The sequence below is a fragment of the Rhizobium sp. P1_E6 genome, from assembly GCF_056405875.1.
On the sequence record NZ_JBFUBG010000020.1, the window covers coordinates 1 to 19,768 of the forward strand.

The following is a 19,768-nucleotide window of genomic DNA, read 5'->3' on the forward strand; positions in this document are numbered from 1 at the left end:
GTTCCGGACCGCCGATATGCACGATCCGACCACGGCCAAGTGACAGCAGATATTGTGTGGCTTCAATGGCTGCCTTTTTATTATCTATGCCGACGAAGGCGATCCCAGGGTTTTCTACCGGCCTGGAGATCGCAACGATTCTGCGATTGTAGTGCGACAGCTCTCCCAATTCTGTCGGCAGGTGGCCGTTAAGCAGGATGAGTCCGTCGGCTGTACCTGTGATCAATTGCCGGGCGAGGGCGATCTCCCTTTCTTTGCTTCCTTTGGTGCTGCCGACGATGACGCCAATATTGTGCTCTTCGAGAGCCTCCTCGATGCCTAATATGACATCGGGATGGGAGAAGGCGGCTATGTTGGGGACGATGACCAGGATCTGGCCGGCTTTGCGCGAGCGCAGCATGCGGGCATTATGATTTGCGACATAGCCGTTTTCCCTGGCAATGTCTGCGATCCGCGCGCGCGTCTGCGCCGTCACGGCCGATGACCCCGAAAGGGCTCGACTGACTGTCGACGGATTGACGCCTGCGAGCCTGGCAATATCGACGATCGTGACGTTCAAAGTCGATCGCGCTGCCTGTCCTGTCGACTTTTCTCTCGTCACGAGCAGCCAGCGCTGCCGTTTGAAAGAAAACGAGCGCTTTCCTGACGACCTCGCGAACTCATTCGGGCTCCTCCTGAACCACATCGACATAAGGTGCGATGATCAAGTCAGCCACGACAGCGGCGTATTTTGCCCTCTCGTCGGCATTCAGACCCTCATCGGTAATGATGCGATTGATCCTTTCGATCGGCGTCGTTCGGTAGATTGCCCGGCTGCCAAATCGACTGCTGTCGATCATGAGGGTTGTTTCGACTGACGCGTCGATCATGGCGCGCTGCAGTTGGACCAACTCCAGCGACGTGTCGCTGGCACATTCCGTATCCACTGCCTGCGAAGACAGGAACAGATGGTCGCAGCGCAACTCGCGAACGAAATTGATCGCGGTTTCCCCAAGCAGGGAATAGGCGCCCGGACGACAGATCCCGCCCGGCACTACAAGTTTGATATGGTCTTTATTGACGAGAACATCGGCCACATGCACGTCGTTCGTCACGACGGTCAGCGGCGTCGTCAGTTCTGCGATCACATAGGCGAATTGGTGAAGCGTCGAGCGGGAATCGATGAAGATGCTCTGCTCAGGTTGAAGTAGTTTTGCGGCCGCGACTGCGATCGCCCTTTTCTCCTCGACAGCCGTCTGGCGCGCTTCGTCGACCAGCTGTTCGAATGTCGTATTGCGACGAACGCGCACGGCACCGCCATGGGTCCTTCTCACGACACCCTGGGATGCGAGGAAATCGAGATCGCGACGGATCGTCGAGATGGAGGTGTTGAGACGCTTGGCGAGATCCTGGCTCGATGCGACCTGATTGGACGAAAACCATTCCATGATTTTCTCGCGCCGCTCGGCGGGCAAGAAGTCTTCTGATTGCGGTGTTTCCGTCTCAGCCAAGAGCAGACCCTCTTTCTTTCTCAATGGAGCGCGACCTTACAGAAACAGCAGCAAAACTGAAAGCAGAGGCAATGCCTCGCCGCGTGTGATCGGCCGCCCGGTCGTACCGGGCGGCCGGGATAGTTTCTAGAGGCTGACGTTGATATATTCCGAGCCAGCCGCGCCTACGCCCTTATACGCAGTCACCTCGATCTCGACACGGAAATCCGGGCCACCGAGCGGCGGGCACGTCACCGTGCTGCAGGGATCGACGCCGCGGAATTTTTCCCCGACATAGGCCATGACCGCCGGAGCGTCAGCAACGTTCGGTATGACGACGCGCGAACGCACGACATCTGCAAGCGTTGCGCCAACGGCTGCGAGAGCGCCTTCGATATTGTGAAAGCACTGCTTGGCCTGCTCGACTGGATCGGTCGACATTTCGCGGGTCTTGTAGTTGCGTCCGGCGGTATTTGACACGAACACCCAGTTGTCGACCGCGACCACGCGCGAATAGCTTTCCTTTTCCTCGTAGAGGCTGCCGGATTTGACTTTCGTTACCTTTACCACGGACAATATCCTTCCTTTGATGTGGGTTTGAGCGATCAGGCGGTTGCCGCCAGATTCGATTGTGTGGCGCCGAGGCCGTAGACTCGTTCGGCGAATTCGGCCGTGATACGCTCCTCCTTGACGTCTCGGCGGATGGCTTCCAGAGAGCGGCCGGAAGGCAAGCCGTAGCCGCCGCCGCCCGGTGTCACGAGCTCGACCACCTGCCCCGCCTTCAACTGCACGGTTCCCGGCAAGTTGTGCTCGCCGTTGCCGAAATCGAAATGTGACCCGCTCGCCTGCAGACCGCCCTCGAGCCCCCAGGGGTAGACCGACAGCCTTCCGCCCTCGACGCTGAAGCGGCAATCGGCCTCGATCCGATAGACGCGCCTCAAGCCCATGCCGCCGCGCCAGGTGCCGGCGCCGGCCGAGCCGTTGACGAGTTCATAGCGCAGGAKCGTCAGAGGATATTCGAGCTCGAGCGCTTCGACCGGAAGGTTGGACGTATTCGTCATGTGGACGTGCACGCCGCTGAGGCCGTCAGCCGTCGGGCGCGCACCGCCCCCGCCGCCAATGGTCTCGAGATAGACCCAGAGCGAACCGTCCTCGCGCGTGCCGGTAAACAGGGCACCGGTGCACGCACCGTTGCCAGCAGCCGTCACCCGGCCCGGTAGCGCCTTTGCGAGTGCGCCCTGGACAAGGTCGGCAACGCGCTGGCAGGCGGCGATGCGCCCGTCGACGGCGGCAGGATGCTTGCAATTGAGCAGCGATCCGTACGGTGCTTCGACGCTGATGGGGCGCGACAGGCCGGCGTTCGGTAGGATCGTCGGATCGATGACGGCCTTGACTGCGTAGTAGCAGGTCGCCAGAAGCGCGGTATAGATGACGTTCAGCCCGGCAGGCACCTGCGGCGGCGCATCGAAGGCGATGTGCATGGCATCGCCGTTGATGGTGATGTCGACGTTCAATTTCATCACATCGGCGAACTGGTTGCTGTCGAAATAGTCCGTAAAGCTGTAGACGCCATCCGGGATTGCGGCGATCCCAGCGCGCATCTTGCGCTCCGCATAGTCCTGCAGGGCATCGCCGGCGGCAAGGACGAGGTCTGCGCCGTATTTCGTGCACAAATCCTGCATGCGTTGGACGCAGAGCCGGTTTGCCGACATCTGGGCGCGAAGATCCGAAAGCCGCTCGTGCGGAACCTGGCAGTTCAGCAGGAACATGTCCTGCAGATCCTGTTGCAGCTGTCCCTGTCGATAGAGTCGTACCGGCGGGATGCGCAGGCCTTCCTGGTAAATATGGGCGTGGCCGCGATCGGCAAAGTCGGCGTGGTGGGCCGTATTGACGGCCCAGCCGACCATGATTTCGTCATGGTAAATAGGTTCGGCCAATACGATGTCCGGCAGATGCGTTGCACCTCCCTCATAGGCATCGTTGCCCATGAATACGTCGCCTGGTTTGATATCCTCAGCGGCGTAGCGCTTGTTAATGTGCGGGATGATACCGATGAAACTGCCGAGATGCATGGGAATATGCTCGGCCTGGCAAAGCGTGTTTCCGTGTCTGTCGAAGAGCGCAGTCGAGCAATCGCGTCGCTCCTTGATATTGGTGGAATAACTGGCACGCACCAGCGCTTCGCCCATCTCTTCGACGATCGACGTCAACGCGCTGCCGATAACTTCCACGGTGATCGGGTCGATCTTGCTCATGCCCGTGTCTCCAGAATGAGGTTGAGATAAGGGTCGACTGTCGCCTGCATGTCGGGGAGGATAACGGTGGTTGTGTCCATCTGCTCGACGATGGCCGGACCGGCGATGCGGTTGCCGGGCTTCAATTTTTCGCGGGCATAGACCGGGCAGGAGAGGAAGTCCTTTGCCTCATCCATATAGACCTGACGCGAGCCGATGACGGCCTCCTCACAGGTGGGGCCAGCATCCGGCAATGAGGCGAGTTCAGCCTTGTTGACGACGCCGGCCGCCTCAAGCCGCAGGGTCACGATCTGGATTGCCTCACCCTCGGCGACGAAGCCGAAGCGCTGCAGGTGAGCCTGTTCGAAGCCCTGCACCAAGGCAGCAAGGCTGTCCGGTCCCAGCGGACCCGCAGGCGCCTGGACCTGCAGTTCGTAATTCTGACCGACATAACGCATGTCAGCAGTACGATTGACGACACGCCGATCCGTCTCGATTGCCTCCTGATCGAACCACGCCACAGCTTGCGCTTCGAGCGTCTGGAAACCGTTGACCATTGGCTCGACGGCGCCTTCGTCGACCTTCATCAATCGGGATATGGCGAAGTCGGAGCGAAGGTCGGTCAAAAGCAGGCCGAGCGCGCAGAGCGTGCCGGGTGTGAGCGGCACGATGATGCGGCTCATATCAAGTTCCTTGGCGAGCCGGGCAGCGTGGAGGGGTCCTGCACCGCCGAATGCCATCAGCGCGTAGTCGCGCGGATCGTGTCCGCGTTGAACGCTGATCAGGCGGATGGCCTTTGCCATGTTTGCGGTTACGACCGAAATGATGCCCTGGGCCGTTTCCATCAGGCCGAGGCCGAGCTGATCGGCAAGGCGCTGGACGGCTTCGATTGCGAGGTCGCGGCGCACCTTCATGCGTCCGCCGAGGATTTCGACCGGGTTGAGTGTCTGCAGGACGATGTTGGCGTCGGTGACCGTCGCCTCCGTATTGCCACGCCCATAGCAGACCGGGCCGGGATCAGCGCCCGCCGAACGTGGACCGACCTTCAGGAGACCACCGCTGTCGACGAAGGCGATCGAGCCGCCGCCGGCGCCGACCGTATGAATGTCGAGCATCGGCGCCTTGATCGGATAACCGTGGACATTGGCTTCTCCGGTCAGCTTGCAGATGCCGCCCTGCAGCAGCGCCACGTCGCTCGAGGTGCCGCCGACATCGAAGGTGATGATATTGTCGAAGCCGGCCAGTCGTCCGACCGCCTGGGCCGCAACGACCCCGGTGCTCGGACCGGATAGCACGGTGCGAACCGGAAGCTGTGCGGCCATGTCAAAGCCAATCACGCCGCCATTCGACTGCGTCAGTTGCGGGGCGACCGGCACGCCGAGTTCGCTCAGGCGCAGCTTGAGCCGGTCGATATACCGCTGCATGACCGGACCGAGATAGGCATTGACGACGGTCGTCGACATGCGCTCATATTCGCGAAATTCCGGCGCCACCAGATGCGAGGCGCTGACGAAGACATCGGGCATTTCTTCACGAAGGATCTCGATCACGCGCTGTTCGTGGGCGCTGTTTAAAAACCCATAGAGGAAGCAAACGGCAATTGCCTTGACGTCTTCCTCTGCAAGCTTGCGCACGGCCTCTCGCAGCTTCTCCTCGTCGAGCCCGCGATCCGCCGACCCATCGCATTTGAGGCGTTCGGGAACTTCCTGGCGCCGGTCTCGGCTGACCAGCGTTTCCGGCTTTTCGGCATTCATGTCATAGAGGCTTGGGCGCTTCTGGCGGCCGATTTCCAGGAGGTCGCGGAAGCCGTCGGTTGTGATTAAGCCTGTCGCGACACCCTTCAGCTCGATGAGCGCATTGGTGGCGACCGTCGTTCCATGGCCAAGGAAGACGACATGGGCCGAGGTGCTGCCGACGGTGGCAAGTCCTTCGGAAACACCGTCCGAAATGCCACGCGAAGGGTCGTCGGGGGTCGACGGCACCTTCCAGATGTCGAGCTTGCCGGTTTCTTCGTCGAACAGGCAGACGTCGGTGAACGTGCCGCCGGAATCTACGCCAATTCTCAATGCCATGTCTTCACCCTCTTTGGCCAAGGTTTACGCGGGCGGATCAGGCCGCCTTGGTCTTCTTGAAACGATCGAAGCGGAATGGTGCCGGATCCACGCTCGGCTGCGCGCCGGTTACGAGATCGGCCATCAGCTTTCCAGCGCCGGGACCGATGCCGAAGCCATGGCCGGAAAAGCCGCTGGCAATGAAGAAACCGGGAATGCCGCCGGCCGCACCGATGACGGGAACTGCGTCCGGCGTCACGTCGATCAGGCCGGCCCAGCTTTGCGTGATGCGGCTTTCTGCAAAGGCAGGAAAGGCCTTGACGAGATGCGCAAGGCCCTCGCGGTTGAAGCGTTCAAAGGGGACGGGATCGAGAATGCGCACCTGCTCGAACGGAGAGATGGCATCTGCTGCCCAGGAGCTCGGCGTTCGCCATTCCTGGATGAAGCGGTTGCCGACCCGCAATTTCAGTTCGCGCCAGCTTTTGATGAAGGTCGGAACGAAATCGGCAAAGAGGCGGAAGCTGTCTGGCACGATGGGCGCAATATTGGCATTGCGCATGGCGATCGAGAAACTGCCGTCCAGCCGTCGCCGGAATGAGAAATTGTCCGCACCGACCGGTAGCTCGGGCACGCCGTTGACCGATGTCGCGCGCGCCACGGAACCGAGGATCTTCAGCTGKGGAAAATCAACGCCGATGTTTCCGCTGAAGAGACGCGACCAGGCGCCGCCGGCAAGCACGACGGAGGAGCAGGCAATGCGCCCGCGTTCGGTGATCACGCCGCTGACGGCACCTGCGGAGCGTTCAATAGACCGAACCGCACATCCCGTTATTACGTGGGCTCCGGCGCGGATGGCGCCACGGGCAATTGCCGGGGCGGCCTTGAACGGTTCGGCACGGCCGTCGGTGGACGTGTGCAGGGCGGCCGTAAACCCACCGGTCATGCCCGGAAGGTGCTGGCGCAATTCCTCGCTTCGCAGCAGCCGGGAATCGAGGCCGAATTCGCGGGCGTGCACCAGCCAGGCCTCATATTCGGCCTCCTGGCGTGCATTGCGGCACAGATAGGCGATACCGGTCTGTCGAAAACCGGTTTCCTCGCCAATACGCGTGTTCATGCCCTTCCAGAGTGACAGGCTTTCCATCGCGAGCGGCAGTTCCGAGGGGTCGCGGCCCATCTGCCGCACCCAGCCCCAGTTTCGGCCTGACTGCTCGCCAGCGATCAGTCCCTTTTCGCAAACCGCAACCGAGATGCCGCGTTCGGCAAGCTCCAGTGCTGTCGATATGCCGACGATTCCGCCGCCGATGACGACGACATCCACCTTTGCCGGCAGGGCCTGCGTGGAAGGGACGGCGTCGGGAATGATACGTGACATGGTTCTATCTCGCCGGCATTGATCAGAGCGTGTCTTCGAGCCGGCAATTTACCAGCATCTCGGCCATGGCCGCATTGTTGGGAAGTTCGATGGCGGTGCGCACGAGAGATGCAAGCGTCTCCGGCTGGATCATGTCCTCGGGCTTGACCTTGTTGGTGTAGGAGCTCATCTCCGTGCGCACGAAGCTCGGACATATGGCCGTTGCACGAACGCCCTTTTCCCAAGCGACATGACGGGTCGTGTGGGTCAGCCCCATCACCGCAAACTTGGTCATGTTGTAGCCGACGAAGGCGTTCCTGACCCGTTTTCCCGACAGCGAGGCTATGTTGACGATGCGCCCCGCGCCTGTCTGTTCGAGATGAGGCATGCAAAGGCGCGTGAGGCGCAAGGGAGCCTTCACATTGACGGCCCAGAGCCGGTCAAGGGCCTCGTCATTGTCGTCCATCAGCGAGACATGCTCGCCGAGGCCGGCATTGTTCACGAGAGCATCGATCCTCTGGAACTTTTCGGCAGCTGCAGCCACCCATCGCTCCGATGTGGCCGGTTCAAAAGCGTCGAAATGCGCATAATGTAACCTGCCGCTCTCAGGGCCGAGCTCGGCTTCGAGCGCCTGGATGTTGCGCGCGCCGAGGCTGAGACGGTAGCCGTGCCCGATGAGTTCGCGGGCGATCGCCAGACCAATGCCGCGGCTTGCGCCCGAAATCAGCACCACGCGTGAATGTTGTTGCGTTGTCATTGTCCATTCCCCTGTCGCGACTGCGTGGTCACGCATTCGTTTGCATGAACGGTATGCGCGCTTTCGGTTTCTGACAAGCCGGTATTTGATAGAAATTCCAAAAAAAGCTTCAAAAACTATCATCAATAGAAAGTTTCTACCAAAATACAAACGTGTGCTTGACGGAGTTTGGCGCTTTGTGCCTTAATACTCCAAAATATGCGCATAAGCGCTCAAAAACTACGGGAACGGGTCCGCCGATAACGGTGGGCAGAAATCGCAGATCGGATGTGCGGTATGCCGGGTAGGGAAATTCTGAAAATCGACAATCTTTCCGTCGCCTTCCAGACGGGCGAGGGCCTGCGCGCTGCGGTCAATGGCGTGTCGCTTTCGCTGGTCGCGGGTGAGATCCTGGGTCTTGTCGGCGAAAGCGGTAGCGGGAAAACCATTCTGTCGCTTGCGGCAATGGGGCTTCTGCCGCCCAATGCCGTCGTCACAGGCGGACGCGTCGAGTTCGACGGCGAAAACCTACTGACGGCTCGTCCGGACATCCTGCGAAAGCTGCGCGGCAAGCGCATCTCGATGATCTTTCAGGATCCGATGGCCTCGCTGGATCCGGTCTTTTCATGCGGAAGTCAGATCATCGAGGCGATCCTTTTGCATGAGCGGATGAGCCGTCGCCAGGCTGGCGAGTGCGCCGCCGATCTGCTCGCAAGGGTCGGGATCGTCGATCCAGCGCGCTGCATGCGCTCCTATCCACACGAGCTTTCCGGCGGTCAATGCCAGCGCGTCATGATCGCCATGGCGGTGGCCTGCAAACCGGACGTTATCATCGCTGACGAGCCGACGACAGCACTTGACGTTACTGTCCAAAAGCAGGTGCTCGGTCTGTTGCGCGACCTCAACAGGGAGATCGGCGCCGCTGTCCTGCTCATCACGCATGATCTAGGCGTCATCTACGAGGTCGCCGACCGCGTTGCCGTTATCTATCGCGGCGATCTCATGGAGGAAGCCGTCACCGGCAACCTCTTTGCAGCACCCGGCAGTCCTTATACCAAGGCGCTGATAGCCTCGATGCCGTCGGTTTCCGCGCCGAAGAGCCGGCTACCGGTCATCGGAAGAGACGCAAGCGGTGCGATCGCGAGCGTTGTGGCAGCGCGACCTGCCGAACGCAAGCTGCGGGCGCCGGGACCGGAAAACGGCATACTCCTCAATATCCGCAATCTGACGAAGACATTCTGGACACGCGAGAGCGCGCTGTCGCCGCCCCAACCCTTCCGGGCCGTCGATGCTGTCAGCCTTGTTATTCCGGCGCGCTCCACGCTCGGACTTGTCGGCGAATCCGGTTGCGGGAAATCGACGCTCTCCCGGCTGGTCATGCGCTTGATGCAGCCCGACAGCGGTGCGATCGAATTCGATGGACGCGATCTCGCCTCGCTCGACCGCGACCGGCTACGCGCTGCACGGCGCGACTTTGCGCTCGTCTTCCAGAACCCATATGGCTCGCTTAATCCGCGCCAGACTGTCATGGACCTTGTCGCCGCGCCGATCGACATCCACGAGAAGGGGCGCAATCGCCAGGCGACGGTCGCAAGGCTGCTGGATGCCGTGGGGCTGCCGCGCGATGCCATGCGTCGCTATCCGCACGAGTTTTCGGGGGGACAGCGCCAGCGTATCGTCATTGCCCGGGCTCTTGCCCTCAATCCGAAACTTCTCATCTGCGACGAGGCGGTCTCCGCGCTCGACGTGTCCGTTCAGGCACAGGTCCTCAACTTGCTTCAGGATCTTCAGGAAGAATTCGATCTGACCTATCTGTTCATTTCCCACGACATGTCGGTCGTGCGCCATGTCAGCGATACGATTGCCGTGATGCAGAAAGGCAGGATCGTCGAGACAGGCCCTGCCGCAGATGTCTTCGACAATCCCAGGGCCGACTATACCCGCACGCTTCTCAATGCCGTGCCCAAGATCGGCGCGACCCTACCAAATGCTCTGGAGGCGCGCTGATGGAAACCCTGTCGACATTCGTCATCACGCTCGGATCGAGGCTCGTCACGGCGCTGATCCAGCTCTGGGTCATCGCGACGCTCGTCTTCTCCATCATGTACATCATGCCGGGGGACCCGGTCTTGCTGCTGCTCGGGCCGGAGAGCAATCCTTCGCCTGAAACTGTTGCCGCCATGCGCCATCAGCTCGGTCTCGACCAGCCAGTCCTGTCCCAATATTTCAAATGGCTCGGCAATGCGGCAACCGGCGATCTCGGCAATTCTCTCGACGGCGTTTCCGTCATGGAATATGTGTCCTCCAGTCTTCCAAAGACTATGGAACTTGCGAGCGCTGCAATCGTCCTTGCCGCCATCATCGGAGTGCCCGTCGGCATCGCTGCCGCCCTGCGGCGCGGCCGATTCCTCGACGGTCTTCTGACATCGCTTTCGACTCTCGGCATTTCGGTGCCGGTCTATATTCTCGGGTCGCTTCTCATTTTGCTGCTGAGCCTCAAGCTCGGTTGGCTTCCCTCGAGCGGCTATACGGACATTTCGCGCAACGCCTTCCTGCATTTCCAGAAACTGATCCTACCGGCGCTCACACTCGGCCTCGGTCTCGCTGCCTCAATCGCCCGCATGACGCGCTCGTCCATGCTGGAAATCCTGGGGCGCGATTTCGTGCGGTCGCTTCGGGCGAGAGGCATGCGCGAACGGCGCGTCATCTGGCTCCATGTTCTGCGCAATGCAGCGATCCCGATCGTGACGATCATCGGCCTGCAGCTTGGCAATCTGATGGGCGGCACGGTGCTCGTCGAAGCTCTCTACAATTGGCCCGGGCTGAGTACCCTTCTCGTCACAGCCGTCTCCAACCGCAACTATCCCCTGGTGCAGGGCAGCATCCTGACCATCGCGGCCCTGTTCATCCTGATCAATCTGTGTGTCGACATCCTCTACAGCCTGCTCGATCCACGAATCCGCCGGAAGCGCGCCTGATGACGAACATCCTCTTTCGCCGACCGCTGGTCGCATCCAGTCTCATTGTCGTGGTGGCGGTGCTCGCGATAGCAGCGGCCGGTCCTCTGCTCGCCCCCCACGATCCCCTCGCCATCAACCAGAATGCGGTCAACCAGGCGAGTTCGACGCAATATCTGCTCGGCACCGACGAGTTCGGTCGCGATATCCTATCGCGTCTTCTGGTCGGCATCCGCCCGACCATCCTGGTAGCCGTCATTTCAACCATAATCGCCGCCATCGGCGGCACGGCTTGCGGCATCGTCGGCGCCTACAGTCGGCCGGTGTTGGCCTTTTTCGTCATGCGCGGCGTCGATATCATGCTGAGCTTTCCGGCAATCCTGCTGGCCTTGCTTGCCGTCGGTTTCTGGCGCAGCGGCGTCGTCAGCCTCAGTGTCGTCATCGGCATCATTTTCATCCCGCAATTTGCCCGCGTTGCGCAATCGGCCGCCCTTCAGGTGATCAGACAAGAGTTCGTCGAAGCCGAACACGCAATGGGAGCGCGCTATCTTCGGGTCGTCTTGCGGGCGATCCTGCCCAACATTCTCTCGCCATTGGTCGTTCAGGCCACATTGACGATCGCAGCGGCGATCCTGCTCGAATCCGGCCTGAGTTTTCTCGGTCTCGGCATCGTGCCACCCGAACCCTCATGGGGCCAGATGATCGGCACGGCGCGTGGTTATCTCAGCCAGAATCCGATGTATGTCGTCTGGCCCTCCCTCTGCCTTGCGGTCACCGTCCTCGCCATCAACGTCCTCGGCGACGCGCTTCGTGACCATCTCGATCCGAGACTTCGCGAAAACTGACAGTCATCAACAAAGAAAGGGAACATCATGAAGAGAATTCTCCAAATGGCTCTCGTTGCAGGCCTTCTGGGCTTGACCGCGACAAGTGCCCTCGCCGGCGGCACCCTCTATTTCGGGCTTTCGGGAGAGCCTTCGACCCTCGATACGGTCATTCAGCCCGGTACATCCGGCCGCACCGTCAAGCTCGCCATCCATCGCGGACTTGTTAATTATGGCGTCGATGGAAAGATCACGCCGGAGCTTGCCGAAAGCTACGACATCAGCCCCGACGCGAAGGAGTTCACTTTCCATCTCCGTCAGGCCAAGTTTCACGATGGTTCGCCGGTGACAGCTACAGATGTGAAGGCATCGCTGGAAAGAATTCTCGATCCAAAGGGAAAGGCGGCGTTCCGCAATGAGCTTTCGATCATATCGAAGATTGAAACCCCAGATGAAAAGACCGTAAAACTGACCCTGTCGAGCCCATCGGTTGCGCTTGTCGACTATCTGGCGCTGCCGGAATCCGTCATTGTGCCGGCGGCCTGGCTTGCCAAGAATGCCGACAATCCGACCGCCTCGCCGATCGGCGCCGGTCCCTTCAAATTCGCAGGTTGGACGCGCGGACGGGAGATCGTCGTCAAGAAATTCGACGACTACTACAAGCCAGGAAAGCCGGATCTCGACGAAGTCCACTACGTCTTCTACAGCGACGAAAATACCCGTGTGAACGCCCTGAAATCGGGTGACGTCGACATTATCGACTATGTTCCGGCTAAGGATGCAGCGGATCTCGAAAAAGGCCCCGATACTGAGCTTTTGAGAAACACGGGTCCCTTCATGGGGCTTCAGTTCAATACAAAATTTGAACCGTTTTCAAAACCAGAAGTTCGTCAGGCCATCGCCTATGCCGTGGACCGCAACGTGATCATCAATACTGCCTTCAACGGCCTCGGTAGCCCGATTTACGGCATCGCCATTCCAAAGGGCTATATGGGCTATTCCGAATCCAAGGCGAACTATTTTTCACACGATATCGAGAAAGCAAAAGCACTGCTCGCCAAGGCTGGATATCCGAATGGCTTCGAGGCGCGATTGCTCGCATCCTCTCAATATAGTTTCCACCAAAATACAGCGATCGCCATTCAGTCGGAGCTCGCCAAAATCGGCATCAAGGTCAAGCTCGATTTGCCGGACTGGGCTAGCCGCATGTCCAAGGCAACCTCTGCCGATTACGATTTTACGGTGCTCGGCAGCCTCGGCGAGATCACTGACGCCGATTGGCTGAGCAACTACTACTATGGTGGCGACAAGCTCGTTCGGACCAACAATTCTCCATATTTCAACGATCCGCAAATCAATGAGCTGCTCGACAAGGGCAGGGCGACCGTCGACAAGGACGAAAGAGCGAAGGTCTATGACGCCTTCGTCGACAGAGCGCTTGAACTGTCGCCGCTCGTCTATTTCATGTGGCGCGAACAGAACTACGCAGTGAAGAAAGGCGTGACCGGCTTTACGAATATGCCGGGCTTCCTGACGTTCCAGTCGGGCCTCAGCATCGAGAACACCAAAGTGGAATAAGACAACAGCTACCGGACGCTTTGGCGTCCGGTAGCATCAATCTTTGCCGTTCTTCATGGTCCATCATTTTAATCGGGGCTGGACGTTCGCCGCGGAGCAAGGACGAGCTTTCGCGGATGACGAGTGCGCCCGGAAGGAGCGTCAGGGTCGGAGGGGGCAAGGGACCGTGCGTCTCCATGAGTGTGATCAGCGTTCGACAGCCGCTTTGGCCAACGTTGCGCCGTTGTTGCGAACGCTGGTGAGAGTCGTATCAGAGAACTCTCCGAACTCGATGTTGTCACAGCCCACGATGGACAGCTCTTCGGGAACGGACACGCCATTGACCTTCGCCCAACGCGAGCTGCTGCACTCGGCCACGACACGGTATCGGCATTTTCCTAAGGTTTCTCGGCGCTTGCCATCGCGCTTGCGGTTACGATAGCCTGCATCGGCTAAGACCGAAGCATGTTCATCGATCCTTGCCCTGCACCGTACGCGGGACTTTCTTGTCCAACGGCGAACCCAGATCGGCAACGAGCTCGCGCTCAGGCTGCGACGACGCGTTCGAACATCTCATACAGATCCTCAGCAAAGCTGCGCAGCACCGTGAGCTCGAAGCGCATCGCCTGCGTGCGCGTCAGCTGGACGGAGACATGTCCGAAAAGTGTGACGGCCGATTGGCCGACGGGGAAGGCGGCGCGATCGAGATCGACTGCCGTTCCCCGAGCGAGCACGTCCGCAGCGCGGGGACCGGAAAGAGCGATGCGGATGCGGCCATGGCTCTGGTCGCAGACAAAGCCTCTGCCTCTCAAATGATCGGCAAGGAGCGTGATATGCGAGGGTGGCAGGCTTTCCTCGCCCGTTATGTACCATTGCTGATAACCGGCCTGCCGCACAGCGCTCGTTGCCAGTCCAGCGGCAGAGAGCGCGTTGATGAGGCTATCGCCATCGATTGCGCCCATGACATGCAGGAGGTGGCCCTCCGGCAGCGGCTCCAGCCGAATGCCGGAGCCTTCAACTGTCTCCTTGCCCGTGAGGGCCGGCTTGTGTTCGGGACGTTCAGGCATGGAGCTTCTCGTTATCGGGATCGATGAAAACGGGACTGCAGAGCACCGCCTCGGTGAATTCGTTTCTCAGGCCATTCCAGATTAAGACCTTTTCGCCTATTCGCTCCGGCCCGTGCTTGACGAGCGCAAGGCCGATCGTATGGCCAAGACTCGGCGAAAAAGCACTCGAGGTCACATAGCCCTGGTCGTTTTCAAGAGTGGCGGCGGCATGTTCGGCAAGGATGTGAGAACCGGTGCGGAAGCTCGTCGCGGGATCAAGCGGCTTGACGCCGACGAGGCGGGGGCGGTCCTCGGCCTGCAAACCTTCGCGGGCGAGCATCGCCCTGCCGATGAAGTCGGGCTTGGTGGCCGAAACCATGCGGGCGAAGCCGAGATCGCCTGGCGTCACCGTTCCGTTGATCTCGGCATGGGTGACATGGCCCTTCTCGATGCGCATGACCCCGAGCGCCTCGGTACCATACGGGCAGATGCTGTGCGTCTTACCTGCCCGCATGATCTGGTCGGCGACCCATTCGCCGTAGCCGGCGGGCACGGCAAGTTCATAGGCGAGTTCGCCGGAGAAGGAGATCCGGAAGAGTCGTCCTTCGAGCGAGCCGCCGAGGAGCGAGACCACGCGAGCACTCATGAAGGGGAAGGCGGCATCGGAAATATCCTCGTCGACGATCTTGGAAAGGATCGCGCGCGATTTCGGGCCGGCGACCGCCATCTGCGCCCATTGGTCGGTCGAGGAGGCAAAACGGACGTCGAGCTCCGGCCAGAGCGTCTGCGCGCAGAATTCGAGATGGGTCAGCACGCCGGCGGCAAGCGCCGTCGTCGTCGTCATGAAGAAATGGTCCTCGGCGAAGCGGCTCGTCGTGCCGTCGTCGTAGATCATGCCGTCCTCGCGCAGCATGATGCCGTAGCGCGCCCGGCCGACCGGCAGCTTGGCAAAGCCGTTGCAGTAGACGCGATCGAGGAAGGCAGCGGCATCCCTGCCGAAGACCTCGATCTTGCCGAGGGTGGAGACGTCGCAAATGCCGGCATTCTGCCGGATGTTCAGAACCTCGCGATCGACGCTCTCTCGCCAGCTCGTCTCTCCCGCACGTGGAAACCAGGAGGAGCGGTACCACAGCCCGGTCTCGACGAAGACGGCGCCATTCTTCTTGGCCCAGCCATGTAGTGGTGACCTGCGCACCGGCTGGAAATGACGACCGCGCGAGCCGCCCGTCAGCGCGCCGAAGGAGACCGGCGTATAGAAGGGACGGAATGTGGTGGTGCCGACTTCGGCAGGCGACATGCCGCGGGCCTCGGCCAGGATGCCGATGGCATTGATATTGGAAAGCTTGCCCTGGTCGGTTGCCATGCCGCTGGTCGTATAGCGTTTGGCGAGTTCGACATGCCCATATCCCTCGCGAACGGCAAGGCCAAGATCTTTGAGGTGTACGTCGTTCTGATAATCGACGAAGGCCTTGCCCTTTCCGCCCTTGACGGACCAGAGCGGCTTCGATGATGCCGCGGTTTCCTCGACAGGCGCGAAGGCGGCCACGACCTTTGCGAAGCCGATCGCCTGCAGTGCCTCGACGGCCTTGGCCGCACCATCGCCGAGGCAGGCCTCCGTCGAGCCGAGCCCGGCCGCGGAGCCGGCGATCGACAGGCCCTGCTGGCGTTCCGGCGCCAGGAAGGCTGCCCTTTCCTCCGACCAGACCGGCCTGGCGCGGCGATGGCAGGCAAGGTGGATGATCGGGCTCCAGCCGCCGGACATGGCAAGCGCGTCCGCCTCGATGCGCTGTGTTGCCGAAGCGGTCTCGATCGTGACATGGCGCAGGCGTTTGCCACCATGCGCGTCGCGCACCCGGCTGCCGTTCAGCACGCGGGCGCGTCCGGACCAGGTATTGTCGGCCGCATCACGGCTGTCGACGATGGCGGCGACATCGACACCGGCGGCTTCGAGCGCGCCCGCCGTGCGATAGCCGGACGCACTACTGGTGAAGATCACGGTGCGGGCGCCGGGCGTCACCGCCTGGCGGCCGAGATAGCTGTGCATAGCACCAGCCATCATCACGCCTGGAATATCGTTGCCGCCGAAGACGAGCGGCCGCTCTTCGGCGCCCGAGGCGAGGATCGCCTGTTTGGCGATGATGCGCCAGAGGCGCTCGATGGGCCGATGCGGATCGGGTAGTGCCACATGTTTTTGCACGCGCTCGACAGCGCCGAAGACATTGTCGTCGTACCAGCCGACGGCCGTGGTACGTGGCAGGAGACGGACGTTCGGCAGACCCTCGAGTTCATTGAGCATGTCCTGCAGCGCGGTGCCGCTTTCGAGGAGCAGGCTGCCGCCGAGCGCGAAACCTTCGTCGGCGACGATGACGCGGGCACCAGCGCGTCCAGCCGTCAGCGCCGCTGCAAGGCCGGCAGGCCCCGCGCCGATGACGAGCAGGTCGCAGTGAGCCCAGCATTTCTCGTAGGAATCCGGATCGGGCTCGTAGGACGCCTTGCCGAGACCGGCGGCTTTGCGGATCAGCGGCTCGTAGAGCTTTTCCCAGAGGGCGGCCGGCCACATGAAGGTCTTGTAGTAGAAGCCGGCGCTCAGGAAGGGCGACAGCAAGCCGTTGATGGCGCCAATGTCGAAGCCGAGCGAGGGCCAGCGGTTCTGGCTGCGGGCGATGAGCCCGTCATGGAGTTCGATCATCGTGGCACGTGTATTGGCCTCCGTGCGGCCGCCAGTGCCCGTCGTGACGAGCGCGTTGGGCTCAGCCGCGCCCGCCGTCAGGATGCCGCGCGGCCGGTGATACTTGAAGCTGCGGCCGACGAGCTGGATGCCGTTGGCAAGAAGGGCGGAAGCGAGCGTATCGCCGGGATGGCCGGCCAGTTGTCTGCCATCGAAGGTAAAGTTCAGCGTGCTCGATCGGTCGATCCGCCCACCGCCGGGAAGCCGCGAACTCGTCATGCCGCACCTCCGAGCTTGGCAATCGCGGCATCGCTGACGGTGTGAACGGCGTGGGTGACAGTGTCGCGTTCGACAACCAGCCAGCGCCGGCAGCCGGAGGAATGGTGCCAGTACTCCTTGTGCCGTCCCCTCGGATTGTCCCGCAGATAGACGTAGTCGTACCAGGCGTCAGCGCCGGCATCGGCTGCCGGCCGGGTGAGGCTTGCATCGCCACGGATGGTGAATTCCTCCTTGGGACGGATGCCGCAATGCGGGCAGGAAATCAGGCTTGCCATGGCGTCATGTCCTCAATGCAGGTTGGGCTGGGCGCCAACGCCCTTTTCGTCGATCTGGTAGCCGCGCCGGAAGCGGTCGAGGCGCAGTTCCCGCGCCGTCTCGTGCGGCTCGTTGCGGGCGATCAGATGGGCGTAGCAATAGCCGGAGGCAGGTGTGGCCTTGAAGCCGCCGTAACACCAGCCGGCATTCAGGTAGAGATTGTCGATATGGGTGCGGTCGATGATCGGCGAGCCGTCCATGCTCATGTCCATGACGCCGCCCCAGCTGCGCAGATATCTGACCCGCGTCAGCGATGGGATCATTGCCACGCCGGCTTCGGCGACGTGCTCGACAGTGGCGAGATTGCCGCGCTGGGCATAGGAATTGTAGCCGTCGATATCGCCGCCGAAAACGAGGCCGCCCTTGTCCGACTGTGAAACGTAGAAATGGCCGGCGCCAAATGTGACGACGGTGTCGATGAAAGGTTTCAGCCCCTCGGTGACGAAGGCCTGCAGCACATGGCTCTCGATCGGCAGACGCAGGCCCGCCATGTCGGCGACCACGGTGGAATTGCCGGCGGCAGCGAGCGCCAGCTTGCCGCAACCGATGAAGCCCCTGGTGGTCTCGACGCCTGTCACACTGCCATTCTCGCCGCGAATGCCGGTGACCTCGCAATTTGTGATGATGTCGATGCCGCGGCTGTCGGCGCCGCGGGCATAGCCCCAGGCGACCGCATCGTGGCGCACCGTGCCGCCGCGCGGCTGGCGGAGGCCGCCCATGACGGGGAAGCGGGCATTGTCGAAATCGAGGAAGGGCAGCATCTTGCGGACCGCGGCCCGGTCGAGGAGCTCTGCGTCGACGCCGTGCAGGCGCATGGCATTGCCGCGCCTTGTATAGGCATCGCGCTGCGCATCGGAATGAAAGAGGTTCAGCACGCCGCGCTGCGAAACCATGGCGTTGAAGTTGAAATCCTGTTCCAGCCCTTCCCAGAGCTTCATCGACAACTCGTAGAAGGGGTTGTTGCCGGGCAGCAGGTAGTTGGAGCGGATGATCGTCGTGTTTCGGCCGATATTGCCGGAGCCGAGATAGCCCTTCTCCAGCACGGCGACGTTGGTGATACCGAACGTCTTGGCGAGATAATAGGCCGTCGAAAGACCATGGCCGCCGCCACCCACGATGATGACGTCATAATGCGGCTTCGGCGAAGGCTGGCGCCAGGCAGGTGCCCAGCTGTTGTTGCCGCGAAGCCCGTTTAAGAAGATGGAGAGAGCGGAATAGCGCATGGATAGATCCGGTGGGAGCTGGTGCCATGATGCCAGAAAGGCGAGGTGTGACTTGCCTGTTTAGGACATTTATCGATAAGAAAGGGACATGGCGTCTATCGAAACAAAAAACCTGCATTCCATCGGCTTCATTCTTCTGCCGGGATTTGCCCTGATGTCCTATGCCTCGGCGAGCGAGCCGCTGCGCGCGGCCAACCTGCTTGCCGGGCGGGAAATCTACCGCATCTCATGCTTTTCGCCGGAAGGCGGGGCGGTGTTGTCTTCCGGCGGCGTACCCGTCCCGGCCGCGCCGCTTCCCGGTCGCGGTTTCGGGCTCGGCACTGTCTTCGTCTGCGCCGGCGGTTCTCCGCGCGACTGGCACTATCCGGCCGTGCTTTCCTGCATACGGCAGCTCGCGCGCGAAGGCGTACGCATCGGCGGCATTTCGGGCGGTCCCTATCTGCTGGCCGCGGCCGGGCTGCTGACAGGCCGTGACTTTACAATCCATTGGGAGCATGCGCCGGCGCTTCTCGAAGCCTTTCCCGACCTGTCGCCGCGCCAGGCGCGTTTCGTCGTCGACGGCAACCGCATTACCTGCGGCGGCGGCATTGCGCCGCTCGACATGATGCATGCGCTGATCGCCGAGCGTATGGGGCCGGATTTCGCCCGCCGGGTCAGCGACTGGTTCCTGCATGCCGAGGTCGCTCAGCCGACAGCGCCGCAGCGCGCTTCCCTTGCCGAGCGCTACGGCGTGCACCATCCGGGCTTGCTGAGCGTCGTAGAGAAGATGGAGGAAACCATCGAGATGCCGCTCAACCGTGCAGCCATGGCCCGCATTGCCGGGGTGACGCCGCGCCATCTCGACCGCCTGTTCGCCGCTCACCTCGATACGACCTTCCTCGAGCTATACAGACGCATCCGGCTGCAGCACGCCCGAAGGCTCCTTGAGCAGAGCCCGCTGTCGATCTCCGAGATCGCCATTGCGACAGGTTTTTCCGGCGCTGCGCATTTTTCGCGCCTCTTTCGCGGCCTCTACGGCACCAGTCCGAGTTCAGTCCGCAGGCTCTGACTTTCTTCAG

General features: G+C 61.3%; 17 protein-coding genes. 5 read left to right on the forward strand and 12 right to left on the reverse strand.

The window, feature by feature from the left end; translation table 11 throughout:
- From AC1D35_RS12690 to AC1D35_RS12720, 7 genes are all read right to left on the reverse strand, one after another.
- On the reverse strand, positions 1-691 hold a 691-nt coding region (locus tag AC1D35_RS12690), incomplete at its 3' end, for a LacI family DNA-binding transcriptional regulator (protein ID WP_477938650.1).
- Entirely contained in the window at positions 660-1,514 is an 855-nt protein-coding gene (locus AC1D35_RS12695) for a DeoR/GlpR family DNA-binding transcription regulator (protein WP_477834957.1), read from the reverse strand. The genes AC1D35_RS12690 and AC1D35_RS12695, both read right to left, overlap by 32 nt.
- A gap of 102 nt (positions 1,515-1,616) precedes the next feature.
- A complete protein-coding gene (locus AC1D35_RS12700) occupies positions 1,617-2,039 on the reverse strand; it encodes a RidA family protein (RefSeq protein ID WP_113295909.1) in 423 nt (140 codons plus the stop codon).
- A gap of 35 nt (positions 2,040-2,074) precedes the next feature.
- Positions 2,075-3,724, reverse strand: a complete 1,650-nt coding sequence (locus AC1D35_RS12705) for a hydantoinase B/oxoprolinase family protein (RefSeq protein ID WP_477938651.1) — start codon at positions 3,722-3,724, stop codon at positions 2,075-2,077.
- A complete protein-coding gene (locus AC1D35_RS12710) occupies positions 3,721-5,775 on the reverse strand; it encodes a hydantoinase/oxoprolinase family protein (protein WP_477854900.1) in 2,055 nt (684 codons plus the stop codon). Before AC1D35_RS12710 ends, AC1D35_RS12705 begins: the two co-directional genes overlap by 4 nt.
- 37 nt (positions 5,776-5,812) lie before the next feature.
- Complete coding sequence (locus AC1D35_RS12715) at positions 5,813-7,126, reverse strand: NAD(P)/FAD-dependent oxidoreductase (RefSeq protein ID WP_113309941.1); 1,314 nt, start codon at positions 7,124-7,126, stop codon at positions 5,813-5,815.
- Between the two features lie 22 nt (positions 7,127-7,148).
- Positions 7,149-7,862 (reverse strand): SDR family NAD(P)-dependent oxidoreductase, encoded by a 714-nt coding sequence (locus AC1D35_RS12720; protein WP_113309942.1) that lies wholly within the window; start codon positions 7,860-7,862, stop codon positions 7,149-7,151.
- 276 nt (positions 7,863-8,138) lie between these two features.
- Between AC1D35_RS12720 and AC1D35_RS12725 the strand changes: the two genes are divergently transcribed.
- From AC1D35_RS12725 to AC1D35_RS12740, 4 genes are read left to right on the forward strand one after another with little or no spacing between them, the layout of a single operon-like run.
- Entirely contained in the window at positions 8,139-9,848 is a 1,710-nt protein-coding gene (locus AC1D35_RS12725; RefSeq protein ID WP_477854902.1) for an ABC transporter ATP-binding protein, read from the forward strand.
- A complete protein-coding gene (locus AC1D35_RS12730; RefSeq protein ID WP_113295904.1) occupies positions 9,848-10,819 on the forward strand; it encodes an ABC transporter permease in 972 nt (323 codons plus the stop codon). Before AC1D35_RS12725 ends, AC1D35_RS12730 begins: the two co-directional genes overlap by 1 nt.
- A complete protein-coding gene (locus AC1D35_RS12735) occupies positions 10,819-11,643 on the forward strand; it encodes an ABC transporter permease (RefSeq protein ID WP_113295903.1) in 825 nt (274 codons plus the stop codon). The genes AC1D35_RS12730 and AC1D35_RS12735 overlap by 1 nt, the downstream gene beginning before the upstream one ends.
- A 27-nt stretch (positions 11,644-11,670) precedes the next feature.
- Entirely contained in the window at positions 11,671-13,200 is a 1,530-nt protein-coding gene (locus AC1D35_RS12740) for an ABC transporter substrate-binding protein (RefSeq protein WP_113509918.1), read from the forward strand.
- Between the two features lie 186 nt (positions 13,201-13,386).
- Here the strand turns inward: AC1D35_RS12740 and AC1D35_RS12745 are convergent, their stop codons facing one another.
- The 5 genes from AC1D35_RS12745 to AC1D35_RS12765 all read right to left on the reverse strand — a co-directional run bounded on the left by AC1D35_RS12745 (position 13,387) and on the right by AC1D35_RS12765 (position 18,710).
- Positions 13,387-13,557: a substrate-binding domain-containing protein gene (locus AC1D35_RS12745; protein WP_477854904.1), complete on the reverse strand. Its 171-nt coding sequence runs from the start codon at positions 13,555-13,557 to the stop codon at positions 13,387-13,389.
- A gap of 167 nt (positions 13,558-13,724) precedes the next feature.
- A complete protein-coding gene (locus AC1D35_RS12750) occupies positions 13,725-14,246 on the reverse strand; it encodes a sarcosine oxidase subunit gamma (protein ID WP_477854905.1) in 522 nt (173 codons plus the stop codon).
- On the reverse strand, positions 14,239-17,172 hold the full coding sequence (locus AC1D35_RS12755; protein WP_477854906.1) for a sarcosine oxidase subunit alpha family protein: 2,934 nt from the start codon (positions 17,170-17,172) through the stop codon (positions 14,239-14,241). Before AC1D35_RS12755 ends, AC1D35_RS12750 begins: the two co-directional genes overlap by 8 nt.
- A complete protein-coding gene (locus tag AC1D35_RS12760; RefSeq protein WP_477854907.1) occupies positions 17,169-17,447 on the reverse strand; it encodes a sarcosine oxidase subunit delta in 279 nt (92 codons plus the stop codon). Before AC1D35_RS12760 ends, AC1D35_RS12755 begins: the two co-directional genes overlap by 4 nt.
- Before the next feature lie 12 nt (positions 17,448-17,459).
- On the reverse strand, positions 17,460-18,710 hold the full coding sequence (locus AC1D35_RS12765) for a sarcosine oxidase subunit beta family protein (protein WP_477854908.1): 1,251 nt from the start codon (positions 18,708-18,710) through the stop codon (positions 17,460-17,462).
- An 88-nt stretch (positions 18,711-18,798) separates the two neighbouring features.
- Here AC1D35_RS12765 and AC1D35_RS12770 point away from each other — a divergent pair, with 88 nt between their 5' ends.
- Positions 18,799-19,758: a GlxA family transcriptional regulator gene (locus tag AC1D35_RS12770; RefSeq protein WP_477854909.1), complete on the forward strand. Its 960-nt coding sequence runs from the start codon at positions 18,799-18,801 to the stop codon at positions 19,756-19,758.
- Positions 19,759-19,768 lie beyond the last annotated feature (10 nt).